This is a genomic window from Paenibacillus barcinonensis (assembly GCF_003217495.1).
GTDB lineage: Bacteria > Bacillota > Bacilli > Paenibacillales > Paenibacillaceae > Paenibacillus > Paenibacillus barcinonensis.
Window position 1 is genome coordinate 30,811 of record NZ_QJSW01000018.1, and the last position, 12,533, is coordinate 43,343.

A 12,533-nucleotide genomic window follows, 5' to 3' on the forward strand; every position below is an offset into this window, starting at 1 on the left:
AGATGGTGAAGGAGGACGAGAACAAATGAAGACCTTTAATCCGTCAGGTGCCTGCATTGTACAGCGGGATTTCACTGTGCTGCTGGAGACGGGGCATTCTGAATTTGAAGCGGCGAGAGCACAGCTCTGCTTATATGCCGAGTTAGTGAAAACACCTTCATCCTTCCACACCTACCGTATTACGCCACTGTCTCTATGGAACGCGGCAGCACTAGGCTGGAGGTCGGAGCAAGTCATTGCCAGTCTGGAGCAGGTGTCACGCTGGAGTGTGCCTTCTGCTCTTACGCAGGATGTGCAGAGAATCATGGACCAGTATGGCAAATTAAAGTTGCTCGCTGAGCCGGATCATGGTGGCATGCGCTTGGTTAGTCAAGATGTGCAGCTCCTGGATGAGTTAAATGCGATAAGGTCGATTGCGGCATTTCGTATGGAGCGGGTAAATCACCATGAGCTTCTGCTATCAGGGGAGAATCGTGGATTGTTGAAACAGGAGCTGACCCGTCTTGGTTATCCGGTACTGGATTATGCAGGTTATCGGAAAGGCAGTGAGCTTTCATTTGGCTGGTGCTCTGACGCAGGGACATCCAAGGCAAGTACATCCCAGGAGAGAGAACAAGAGGGATTTGCGCTTCGTCCATATCAGGAAAAAGCGGTAAATGCTTTTACGGGTGGCGAAGGCACGGGCGGCAGCGGGCTGCTTGTGCTGCCCTGCGGAGCAGGCAAAACGGTCATTGGCATAGCCGTGTTGGAACGGCTGCAATGCGAATGCCTTATTTTGACGTCTAATACAACATCGGTTCGGCAATGGATGCAGGAAATTCAAAATAAAACAACGATCACTTCCGAGCAGATCGGAGAGTACTCCGGCCAGAAGAAACAGGTGAAGCCGGTGACGGTGGCTACATATCAGATTTTGACTCACCGCAAGTCCAAGGATGCGGATTTTAGCCACATGCACCTGTTACAGGAGCGAAAATGGGGGCTGATCATCTATGACGAGGTGCATCTTCTGCCGGCCCCGGTGTTCCGCGCTACAGCTGACATTCAGGCAACCCGCCGCTTGGGGCTGACGGCTACACTTGTGCGTGAAGATGGATGTGAACAGGATGTATTCTCGCTGATTGGTCCCAAATTATACGATATGCCATGGAAAGAGCTGGAGCAGCAAGGCTGGATTGCCGAGGTGAAGTGTCAGGAGGTTCGGGTTCCGTTATCGCCTGAATTAAGATCGACGTATGTGCAAGCCGAGGGCAAACATCAATTTCGTCTTGCAGCTGAAAATCCTGCCAAATTAAATGTTGTTAAACGCTTGCTTGAACGTCATAGCAATGCACCAACGATCGTTATTGGTCAATACCTCGACCAGCTTGAGATGATTGCCCGGGAAATTGATGCACCACTCATCTCGGGCTCCATGTCACAGCAGGAGCGAATCAAGTGGTTCTCTGCTTTTCGTCAGGGGAATATACGCACTATTGTTGTGTCCAAGGTTGCCAATTTTGCCGTGGATTTGCCGGATGCTGCGGTTGCGCTTGAGATTTCAGGAAGCTTTGGGTCAAGACAGGAAGAGGCTCAGCGGCTCGGCCGCATTTTGCGTCCCAAGGCAGATGAGAATAAAGCCTTTTTCTATGCGCTTGTTTCTGAAAATAGCAAGGAGCAGGAATTTGCGTTGCATCGCCAGATGTTTCTCGTTGAGCAGGGGTACGAATATGCGATTGTACAGGAATCAGATATGATTCAATAAACGCTACAGCAGAGGAGGGATTTGAGGTGTCTGATTTCGAATTTGATATGGAACAGGAGATACAGTCGAGACAAGAGGCTGCTCTGGAATCATGGTTTGCGCTTGGATCAGCAGAGCAGCGGGTGTTGCGTGCACTTTTTCACAAACATGCGGGTCAGAGCTTTTCTTCTCTTCTGCCTCCCGAGGTGTGGGCCAAGGAGGGATTAAGCGGAGCGGAAGCCAAACTGGCCTTTGCTATGCTTCGGCGTAAACGTTGGATCAGCTCGGCTAACAAGGGCTGGGGGGAATGCATTTATTATATCCCGCCAAGTCATCTCAGCGTCTTGACGCTGGTTTGTGCTGATCATCTGGAGCGTGTAGTGGAAGCGATGAGTGAACCGGTTACCCGTGTAATATTGGAGGGTAAGCCGCATGTAGCGGCAGAGCTGCTTCATCTGATCGCCTGGATCGAAAGAGAGGGGCTGCCCTTGACATCCAAAGGCACCATACATAAACGAAGTGTGGAGAAGTTAAGCACATTAACGATTTTATCTCCTGCTGATTTCGAAGACCTCAATCTTTCATATGAACATGCTGATGTATATCCCGTACATGTCGTTATCCTCCTGGATCTGCTGCTTTGCCTTCATTTGTTGCAGAAGATGGACAAGGGATTCAGAATCACTCAAGAGCGTTTGCAGCAGTGGATCAGGCTATCCTGGTCAGAAATGCATCGGGAGATTTTTCAAGTGTGCATGGACCGATACGGAGCGTCAGAGCCGATGATGCAGCATTTTCGTTATCAACTTGTCTTGTTAACACCGGGTTTGAATGAATGGTATCGAATTCGAAATGAGCAGGACCATCCAAAAATCAAGAGCTGGCTGATGGCTTTGGCGGGCTGGGGGTTTGGCGAGGTTGGCGAGACAGCAGATGGAGCGCTGGCGTTTCGCTGGCTGATGAATCCGGCTGAGCTTATGGATATCCATAGATCAGCTCGGAGCGTTGAAGCGGATGTTGTGCGGCATCATACTCAGGTAGAGGTCGAGGAAGCATCCGCCAGAGTGTATGTGCAGCCTGATTTTGAGGTGATGGTCCCCCCTGACGTGTCTCCCGCAGTCTGTTGGGGGCTGGAGCATTACTGTGAACGAATGATACGTGATCAGATGTCGATTTATCGGCTGTGCAAAGAGCGGGTTGAGAAGGCCGAATCAATAGCAGGAGGACAGGAGAGACAGTCGGCAGTTCAATTTCTGGAGAAATATAGTCATGGCAGTTTGCCAGAGCATGTGATGGCGGCCTTGAAGGATTGGACAAGAGATTGCGAAATACAGACGATGAAACAAACGCAAAAACAAACAAAAACACAAACACAGACACGGAAGCAGGACACTGTCGAGCTTGCAGGAAAAGTGGCATCGAATTCGCCTCATAAGTCGCCTTCTCTGGTTGATAATTCTGGTGCGCAAGGCTTACTTCAAGGGCGTATCCAGACAGGCATGACAGCTGGTGGAAATGATGTTGCGTTTCATGTAGGCGGTGCTTGGCATGAAGGTGTGGAAGTGCTTCAGGATGACGTCGGAGATGGTGTTGGAGAAGATCGTAGAGCATATGTGAAGGAAGCGCCCGCCTGGTCCATGAAAAAAGAGGATATACCTGAGACGTGGCACAGGGAATGGAGAAAGTATCATGCGTCTACTGCACGTCAGATTGCAATTCAAGCCATTGAATGGCAGGTGAAATTAGGCGTACGCAAGGGAGACGATACGTTTGTTCTGATTCCTCATCACGTTCAAGGATACGAGCGCTGGACACTTGAGGCATGGTGTCTTCTGGACAGCGGGGAATCAATAGGCACAACAGAATGGCGAACATTTACACCCGAAGGCTGGGATGCAATGCGTCTTATTCTGCCAGATCATGTCTAAAGCTGAGGATTTGCGGCATGAAATGAAACCAAAACCGAATTTTGCATGCTCGCTGCCTTGCAATTACAGGAAAAACTCTTCTTAACCTTTCATGGATATGCTATGATGAAGGAGTCTACGTTAAGTAGAACTTTATATATAGATAGGATGAATGATTCATGAGCGTAGCGGAAATAAACACGGTCGATATGGCCCAAGTGTTAACGGGCGCATATGAACTGGGTGACATGATTAACCAATCTGCCGAAGTATCGGATTATTTATATTGGAAGCAGCAAGTGGATACAAGTCCCGAGATTCAGGAGGGCATCCGCAGGCTGAATGCCAAGAAAGAGTTGTTTGAGGAAACCCAGCGTTTTGGCCACTTTCACCCAGACTACCATGCAGCAAAAGATCAGGTGACGGCGCTGGAGAAGGAATTGGAGTCCTTTGAAGCGGTAGCTCGGTTCAAAGAAGCGGAGCGGGCATTGGACGAGATGCTGTTTCAGATGTCAGAAACTATTGCCTTCGCCGTATCCACTACTATAAAAGTACCAAGCAACGATCCTAATCCCAAAGGTGGCTGCGGAAGTGGCGGCAAATGTGGATGCAGTTAATCGTTACCGAATAATCAGATTTATATTGTGAAGGACCGGGCCTTTCGAGGGCCGGTCTCCATTTATAGAAGGGCGGGGAACGATGATGTTTGCGGAAAGAACTGGATTCATTATTTGGGTTAGTGATTTGAAAGCTGCCCGCAATCTCGAAAAATATGGAACCGTGCATTATATCTCCCGCCGTATGCATTATGTTGTGATGTATGTTAATGCAGAACGAGCTGAGGATACGATGAAAAATGTAAAGCGACTTTCCTATGTGCGCAAAATTGAGCGCTCTTATCGTAACGAGATCAAAACCGAGTATGCCAGCAAAACGATGGACAAAACAAGTTATTACGGAATATAACACAAAACGTAGGAGGGGCCCGGCGGGTCGCTCTTTTCTTAAACACGGCAGAAACAGACTCTTGTGAAAAAAGTTAAACTTACGCCTTGAGGTTACAGGACTTATGTTGTAATATAATTGGTAATAAATAGATAGAAAGTCCTATCTGGTGGAGAGTGATTCCCATGCGTGATAAGGTGATGCAACGTTGGAGCACCTACGAGCCGTTTTTTGTGGCTCTCGGAGACAAGAAAGTGGCTGACATCGTCATTACCCATCATGCAAAGATGCGGTATGCAGACCGTATTGAGGCTGCGCGTAGTGATGATGACCATATTGCGGCCTGGTTATGGGAGTGTCTGAAGCAGGACCGGGTAACACCATATTACCGCAATGAACAGGACGTTTACCTGATTGATGATGATTTGGTTATGGTTGCCGAGTTTTCCGAGCTTGAAGGAGAATATGATATCACAGGCAATCCATTGCACAAAATGATTGTAGTGACGTTTTTGGGACGTATGTCAGAAACGATTGAACTTAGAGATTTGAAGTCGTATTATTCCTGGCTGAGACACTCCAGAAGAATGACATTGGTCAAGAATAGCCGCAAGCACAGGTGATGAGTCGCTTCGAGATTGCAATCATAGATTTAATGCGAGATTCTTTGTACTTACGCATGCAGACAAGCTGCATGCTTTTTTTTGTTGCAGGACATGAAATCGGCTACACTATAGAGAGTGTAAGTGGAAGAGGGGCGAACATATGAATTTTCATCAGCTGCATATTTTTTATACAGTGGCAGAGAAGGGCAGTTTTTCTGCGGCTGCACAGGCATTACATATGACACAGCCGGCGGTGACGATGCAGATTCAATCGCTGGAGGATTATTTTGGAACCAGGCTGTTACACCGTTCCACCAAAAAAATAGAATTGTCAGAGGCGGGGCGTACATTACTGCCGCATGCCAAACGAAGTGTAGAGCTGGTCAGACAGACCGATGAAGCGATGTCTGCTTTTACACAGAAGCTGCAGGGAAGGTTGCAGCTCGGGGCAAGTTTGACCATCGGGGAATATGTACTGCCACGTATGCTGGGACCCTTTGCAAGGCAGTACCCCGATATATCCATTGTCATGAAAGTGATGAATACCACGCAGATTATGGATGAGATCTTGAAGCACCAGTTGAACTTTGGATTAATTGAAGCACCGATACATCACCCGGATATGACGGTTGAGCCTGTAATGCAGGATGAACTGAAGCTCATTGTACCTGCAGGACATGATCTGGCAGGTCGTGGCAAAGTGAATCTTGAAGAAGTAATGAATTACCCTTTTGTATTGCGTGAGGAAGGATCAGGTACACGTCAAGTGATGGAGGGGCAGCTGCAGAAGAAAAAAATTGATCCAAGTGATATGAATGTGGTCATGGAGCTGGGAAGCACAGGAGCGGTCAAATCGGCTGTGGAAGCAGGCGTGGGCATTACGATGCTGTCGCCTTCCTCTGTGCAGCATGAGCTGGCTCTGGGGCTTGTTCATATGGTGGATATTCGCGGGCTTGAGTTCAAGCGCCAGTTCTATGCCATTCATCTGAAATCCTCTTTGCTTCCGCTGTCCGCCGTAGCTTTTCTGGGGTATTTGCGTCAACAGGAGCATGAGAAAGGAGAGCAGGCTTAGGAATTTCTGTTCTGCAGGATGGATTTCATCTGTGGATTGTGAAAAAGAGTAATGTGAGAATCAATAGTCCAGCATGGGATATGAAAGGAAGGATTGACGATGAATCAGCACCAGGGACGCTGTGATCTTCATACACATAGCCAGGCTTCGGACGGAATGCAGTCTCCGACAGATAACGTGAAGCTCGCGAAGCACAAAGGCTTATCCGCAGTAGCTTTGACAGACCATGATACCGTGGCTGGTGTAGCGGAAGCCCGGCGTGCGGGACAACTCTTAGATATTGAAGTTATTGCCGGGGTAGAGATCAGTACACGCGCGGGAGGTAAGGAGATTCATGTCCTCGGATATGAGGTGAACGTAGATGATACACGTTTTCTACAGCGGCTGCGTGGCTTGAGAGAGGCGCGAGAGGAGCGCAATCATCGGATGATTGCCAAGCTTCAGGAGCTTGGTCTGCATATCACCTGGCAGGAAGTGCTGAACGAGCTGGGTCGGCCGCTGGAGCCAGATGAGAGTGTGGGTAGACCGCATATGGCAGATGTGCTTGTAAAAAAGGGATATGCCGCAGATCTGCGGGATGCCTTTGATCAATATCTGGCGGAAGGCAAGCCTGGTTTTGTATCTGTACCTCGTGTTTCACCGCAGGATGCTTGTGTGTGGATTAGAGAAGCAGGGGGGGCTGCAGTCATAGCACATCCAGGTATTTACGGGGATGATGAGTTGGTAAGACAGATCATCATGGACGCCACACCTGATGGCATCGAGGTGTTTCATTCAGATCATGGCCCGGAGGAAGAACAGCGATATTTGCAGCTGGCGAGGGAGTTTGATCTGATTGTAACAGGCGGGTCGGATTATCACGGTGAAAGGCAAGGTGTCGTTTTTCACGGGGATTTAGGCAGCAAGACGGTAGCGATGGAAGCTGTAGAGCAGCTCAGGGCTGTAACATCTAAGAGGAAATCAGGATAGGTATCTGGAGTAAATCTGGAGTGAAAAAGTAAGTGCGATCAAGGACAGGGGAATAAGTAAGGCCATAAACACGTTGAAGGAGTTCTTCAGGGTGCTTATGGCCTTTTTAGGTTGTGTTTGTTTGATAACACTTTTTAAAGATGGATTACCGATAAGGGTCTTTTTAATATTGTAGCTCGTGACTCGTAGCTTGTTGCAATGAAATGAAAGCACCCTTCGTAAAAATTATTTTACCGAAGATATGTTATGCAAAAGTGTTATCCTACCCGTTTTTAATCGTAGAGGGCAGGCTTTTAATCAACTCGTCATTCGGTGTCACAAATAGCGTTTTCTGATGGTCATAAATAACAAAGCCAGGCTTCGCACCGCTTGGTTTACGTACATGACGAATGTATGTGTAATCTACAGGTACGCTGCTTGATTCCTTGGCTTGGCTGAAATAAGCTGCGAGTTGTGCCGCTTCCTCCAGCGTAGCTTCACCGAAATCCGTGCTGCGAATGACCACATGTGAGCCTGGAATGTCTTTGGTATGCAGCCATGTATCATTGGCTGAAGCGAGTCGGTTGGTTACATACTCGTTCTGAAGATTGTTTTTGCCAACCAGAATGTCAATGCCCTCTGAAGACGTGAATTGATGCACGGTTGGACGATCATTTTTCTTTTTCTTCTTGCCCTTTTTGTTTCGGTCACGCAAGTACCCCTGCTGCACAAGCTCGTCTCGAATTTCTTCAATATCGTTCATGGATGCGATGGACAGCTGCTGCAACAGGTTGTCGAGATAGGCGATTTCGTCCTTTGTTTTGCCAAGCTGTTCATGAATGACAGCCAGACTGTTCTTGTATTTGTTATAACGCTTGAAATAACGCTGCGCATTATCGGATGGTGTGAGCAAGGGGTCAAGCTGAATCGTGATGCTGCGCTGTTCCTCGTCGTAAAAGTTTACGAGCTCTACACTTTTATCACCCTTGCTGACCTGGTGCAGGGAAGCGAATAACAATTCTCCCCACAGCCTGTACTTGTCCGCATCGTCTGCTTCAAGCAGATCCTTGTTCAGGTTGTCGAGCTTTTTAATGTTTTTGCTGCGCTCATTTTGCAGGAATCGGAGCAGGTCGCTGACTCTTTGTTTAACCGTGTCCCTTTCAGCCTTGTCCCCGTAATAATCCTCCATGCATTTACTCATTGTATCGTACGTTTTTTCCTGTTCCTCAATGCTCTGCAGATGAATGGCCGAGAAGACCATTTTACCTTTAGCATTTAGCCCTGTCACAGGGGTGTACTGCTGATTTTTTACAGGGGACAGTACGGATTCAAAAGCAGTCCAGAGTGTTTCCGCATCAAGACTGCTTACTTCTGAAGCTGAGCGAGCTACGATCTCTCCTGCAATCAGCGGACTCATACCACTAAATGCATTAACCAGCCAGCGTGAAGGATGCAGATCTGCTTCATGCACGGACTCATTGTCAGATGCTCGTTTGTTCTGGTCTACTGCCGTGGCGATCAACTGTGCAAACTCATTTGAAGTGACCTCAAGCGGATTGCTTTTGTGCTGCTCCGGCGGGGTCGTGTATGAGAAACCGGGCATGATTACACGATAACTGCTGATGGACGGGGTAACGTGGTGAATGCCATCCAGAATTGTATCCGTCGCAGGATCGAGCAAAATGATATTACTGTGACGTCCCATGAGTTCGATGATGATACGCTTGACTGAGACATCACCAAGCTCGTCCCGCTGACGCACATCCATGTGAATGATCCGTTCCATACCGATCTGACGAATGTTCTCAATAATAGCCCCTTCGCAGTGCTTGCGCATTAACATGCAGAACATTGGCGCTTCTGTCGGGTTCAAAAATGTTTTCTCTGTAAAATGTACACGCGGATACGTTGGGCTTGCCGAGACAAGCAGCTTGCTATTGCCACGCTGAGCGCGCAGGGTGAGCACCATATCATGACCGTTTGGCTGATGGATTTTGCTGATGCGTCCTCCGATGCAGCCTTGCAGTTCATGTACGATAGCGCGGGTTACGATGCCGTCAAGTGCCATATTGTTCACTTCCTCTCTATTCAAGCCTCTGCATGAGCTTCATGCAGAATGCCTCATCTACAACGAATTACAGGCGGCCAGGTCTATGTAACTGGATGGGTCATAACAAAATGTGGCTGCCCTCTTTCTTACCGCTAACAGGAGTTGCCCGTAAGCTTCGCAGACTTATATTTTAGCTTATTCTGCCCATCAGGGAAAGGATTCACCTTCCGGGTGCTATTCACAGACCTGTCCGAATACATATAGAGCAGGTAGTTTGTCCGGCACAGTGTACAGCCTGCCCTAGCATCCTGCCGGTGAAACATGTGAGAGCTTGCATTGCAGATGAAATGAGACTGGGAGGGAATTCTGTAGTGGAACATACCAAGTGGCATCAACTGAGTGACGAAGAGCTTCGTGACACTCTTGGAGTCGATCCGCAGGAGGGATTAACGGAAGAAGCGGTAACAGAGAAGCGAAAAACAGCTGGCTCGAACGAGCTGAGTGAGGCAAAGCGAATATCTCCGATTACGCTGCTGCTGAATCAGTTCAAGGACTTCATGGTGCTGGTGCTCATGGGAGCAACGCTGGTATCGGGTTTGCTTGGAGAGTACCTGGATGCGGTGACGATTGTTGCTATTATTGTGCTGAACGCCATCTTAGGCTTCGTACAGGAATTCCGAGCAGAGCGTTCGCTACGTGCACTCAAACAGCTGTCAGCACCTCTGGCCAAAGTGCTGCGTTCGGGTCAGGAAGTGCATCTTCCGGCAAAACAGCTCGTTCCTGGGGACATCATTGTGGTGGAAAGCGGAGATCGCATTCCCGCCGATGTACGCTGGCTGGAAACGAATAGTCTTGATGTAGAGGAGTCTGCACTTACGGGAGAATCCGTGCCTGTCAGCAAACATTGCAGGCCCATTGCGAGTGACGACGTTCCGCTGGGAGATCAGCGAAATATGGGATTTATGGGCACAATGGTTACTCGGGGTACGGCCAGAGGCATCGTTATTCGTACAGGTATGGATACAGAGATGGGTAAAATCGCTGACTTGATCCAGAGCACGGAGGAGCAGGAGACTCCGCTTCAGCACAGACTGGAACAACTGGGCAAAATTCTGATCTTTGTTGCGCTGGGATTAACGGTGATGGTTGTGGTCGCAGGGATTCTTCATGGACAACCCGCTGTAGGCATGTTCCTGGCAGGTGTCAGCCTTGCTGTGGCGGCAATCCCGGAAGGCTTGCCTGCAATCGTGACCATTGCCTTGGCGCTGGGTGTACAGCGAATGATTAAACGCAAAGCCATTGTACGCAAGCTGCCATCGGTAGAGACGCTGGGCTGCGCCTCTGTGATCTGTTCGGATAAGACAGGTACCTTGACACAGAACAAAATGACCGTAACGAATGTGTGGCTTGAAGGACGCAGCATTAAGGTCACCGGGGACGGTTATGCACCGGAAGGTTATATGCTGGAGAATGATCGAATGATTGAGCTGAAGAGCGACCAATCCCTGCGGAGAATGCTTCAGATCAGCGCACTTTGTAACAATGCGAGCATTGTAGAAACGGTGCTGAATGAGCCTGGTAACAAGAAGAAAAATAAAGCTTCCAAAAAAGATAACAAAAAGGGCCGTAAGAAAGGCCAGCAGGAGGAAGATCAGGATTATATCAGCCAAGTGCTTTGGGAGCTGAAAGGCGATCCGACGGAGGGGGCTCTTGTGGCTATGGCTTCCAAAATGGGCCTTACTCCGTCAGGGCTGAAGGAATTGTATACGCGAGAGCAGGAATTCCCGTTTGATTCCGAGCGGAAACGGATGTCCGTAATGGTCAAACATCAGGGTGGGCGTATGATCTATACCAAGGGAGCGCCGGACGTACTCATTGAGCATTGCAGTTATATTTTATGGGAAGGTAAAGTGGTTCCTTTCACGGGCACACTGCGCCAGAAAGTGATGGCTGCCAACGAAAGCATGGCTGGCAATGCCCTACGGGTGCTTGGGATGGCTTACCGTGAGGTCAAATCTAAAGAACATGTCGCTGACGAGCATGCAGCAGAAAGCCAGCTGGTATTTGTCGGGCTTGCAGGCATGATTGATCCTCCTCGCCGAGAGGTCCGTGATGCCATTGCTACATGCCGCAGGGCAGGCATTCGTACAGTCATGATTACGGGAGACCATGGAACAACGGCAGAAGCGATCGCTCATCAGCTTGGCATTCTGCCTCGCGGCGGAGCCTCACTAAGCGGGCAGCAACTTGCGGGCATGACGGATGAGCAGCTGGATAAACAAGTGAACGATATTTATGTGTTCTCCCGGGTGTCCCCCGAGCACAAGCTGCGTATCGTCAAATCACTACAGCGTAGAGGACACGTTGTCGCCATGACAGGAGATGGTGTCAATGACGCTCCTGCGATCAAGGCAGCTGACATCGGCATCGCCATGGGCATTACCGGTACGGATGTAACCAAGGAAGCCTCCTCCCTTATTCTGAGTGATGATAACTTCTCCACAATAGTGGCAGCTATTGAAGAGGGTCGCAACATCTATGAGAACATTCGTAAGTTTATCCGTTATTTGCTGGCCTCGAATGTAGGCGAAATTCTGACGATGTTTTTTGCGATGATGATGGGACTGCCACTTCCGCTCGTGCCGATTCAGATTCTGTGGGTAAACCTTGTAACGGATGGTCTGCCTGCGATGGCGCTCGGGGTCGATCAGCCGGAAAAAGATCTGATGGAGCATAAGCCACGCGGGGCGAAGGAAAATATTTTTGCTCGCAGATTAGGGTGGAAAATTGTTAGCCGTGGTGTGCTGATTGGATTGTGTACACTAGGTGCATTCTGGCTCACTCTTCAGGCCGCACCGGATCATCCGGGGCAGTTAATCAAGGCGCAGTCTGTTGCTTTTGCGACTTTGGTGCTTGCGCAACTGATCCATGTATTTGACTGCCGGAGCTCGCGTTCCATCTTCCATCGAAATCCGCTACAGAACAAATATCTTGTGTTTGCTGTTATTTCCTCGGTTGTGCTCATGTTGGTGGTCATGTACGTTGAGCCGCTGCAACCGATTTTCAAAACAGTTCCTCTCGGTCTGCGTGAATGGGCAATCTGTATTGTAGCCGCAGGCATTCCTACCTTCCTGATGGGGGCAGGCAGCGTGTGGGGAGGTCGTCGCAATCGCCGCCGTATGGGGGGTTCCGGGCGCTTCGTACCGAAAAGTACAAAGTTTTCAGCATAAAATCAATAGTAATTCCAGAGCTGTTTCGGTATGCTATCCTCAAAATGATTCAA

General features: G+C 49.0%; 9 protein-coding genes. 8 read left to right on the forward strand and 1 reads right to left on the reverse strand.

Annotated elements, in window-relative coordinates:
• Window positions 1-25: 25 nt before the first annotated feature.
• From DFQ00_RS21625 to DFQ00_RS21655, 7 genes are all read left to right on the forward strand, one after another.
• Window positions 26-1,744, forward strand: coding sequence for a DNA repair helicase XPB (locus tag DFQ00_RS21625; protein WP_110898566.1), 1,719 nt, complete (start codon window positions 26-28; stop codon window positions 1,742-1,744).
• A gap of 26 nt (window positions 1,745-1,770) precedes the next feature.
• Window positions 1,771-3,651: a hypothetical protein gene (locus DFQ00_RS21630; RefSeq protein WP_110898567.1), complete on the forward strand. Its 1,881-nt coding sequence runs from the start codon at window positions 1,771-1,773 to the stop codon at window positions 3,649-3,651.
• Window positions 3,652-3,809: 158 nt separating this feature from the next.
• Window positions 3,810-4,247 carry a YlbF/YmcA family competence regulator gene (locus DFQ00_RS21635; RefSeq protein WP_110898568.1) on the forward strand — a complete coding sequence of 146 codons (438 nt, stop codon included), beginning with the start codon at window positions 3,810-3,812 and terminating at the stop codon, window positions 4,245-4,247.
• 85 nt (window positions 4,248-4,332) lie between these two features.
• Window positions 4,333-4,596, forward strand: coding sequence for a YlbG family protein (locus DFQ00_RS21640; RefSeq protein ID WP_056696929.1), 264 nt, complete (start codon window positions 4,333-4,335; stop codon window positions 4,594-4,596).
• 164 nt (window positions 4,597-4,760) lie between these two features.
• On the forward strand, window positions 4,761-5,198 hold the full coding sequence (locus tag DFQ00_RS21645) for a hypothetical protein (RefSeq protein WP_110898569.1): 438 nt from the start codon (window positions 4,761-4,763) through the stop codon (window positions 5,196-5,198).
• Window positions 5,199-5,340: 142 nt separating this feature from the next.
• Window positions 5,341-6,252: a selenium metabolism-associated LysR family transcriptional regulator gene (locus tag DFQ00_RS21650; protein ID WP_110898570.1), complete on the forward strand. Its 912-nt coding sequence runs from the start codon at window positions 5,341-5,343 to the stop codon at window positions 6,250-6,252.
• Window positions 6,253-6,351: 99 nt separating this feature from the next.
• Window positions 6,352-7,221, forward strand: a complete 870-nt coding sequence (locus tag DFQ00_RS21655) for a PHP domain-containing protein (RefSeq protein WP_110898571.1) — start codon at window positions 6,352-6,354, stop codon at window positions 7,219-7,221.
• A gap of 262 nt (window positions 7,222-7,483) precedes the next feature.
• Here the strand turns inward: DFQ00_RS21655 and DFQ00_RS21660 are convergent, their stop codons facing one another.
• Entirely contained in the window at window positions 7,484-9,268 is a 1,785-nt protein-coding gene (locus DFQ00_RS21660; RefSeq protein WP_110898572.1) for an Rqc2 family fibronectin-binding protein, read from the reverse strand.
• Between the two features lie 353 nt (window positions 9,269-9,621).
• Here DFQ00_RS21660 and DFQ00_RS21665 point away from each other — a divergent pair, with 353 nt between their 5' ends.
• Entirely contained in the window at window positions 9,622-12,480 is a 2,859-nt protein-coding gene (locus DFQ00_RS21665; RefSeq protein ID WP_110898573.1) for a cation-translocating P-type ATPase, read from the forward strand.
• The last annotated feature ends 53 nt before the right edge of the window (window positions 12,481-12,533 follow it).

Excerpts from the sequence above, each read along its gene's own strand:
- DFQ00_RS21625 (WP_110898566.1), top strand. The coding sequence starts at position 26 with ATGAAGACCTTTAATCCGTCAGGTGCCTGCATTGTACAGCGGGATTTC.
- DFQ00_RS21635 (WP_110898568.1), top strand. The coding sequence starts at position 3,810 with ATGAGCGTAGCGGAAATAAACACGGTCGATATGGCCCAAGTGTTAACG.
- DFQ00_RS21640 (WP_056696929.1), top strand. The coding sequence starts at position 4,333 with ATGTTTGCGGAAAGAACTGGATTCATTATTTGGGTTAGTGATTTGAAA.
- DFQ00_RS21645 (WP_110898569.1), top strand. The coding sequence starts at position 4,761 with ATGCGTGATAAGGTGATGCAACGTTGGAGCACCTACGAGCCGTTTTTT.
- DFQ00_RS21650 (WP_110898570.1), top strand. The coding sequence starts at position 5,341 with ATGAATTTTCATCAGCTGCATATTTTTTATACAGTGGCAGAGAAGGGC.
- DFQ00_RS21655 (WP_110898571.1), top strand. The coding sequence starts at position 6,352 with ATGAATCAGCACCAGGGACGCTGTGATCTTCATACACATAGCCAGGCT.
- DFQ00_RS21660 (WP_110898572.1), bottom strand. The coding sequence starts at position 9,268 with ATGGCACTTGACGGCATCGTAACCCGCGCTATCGTACATGAACTGCAA.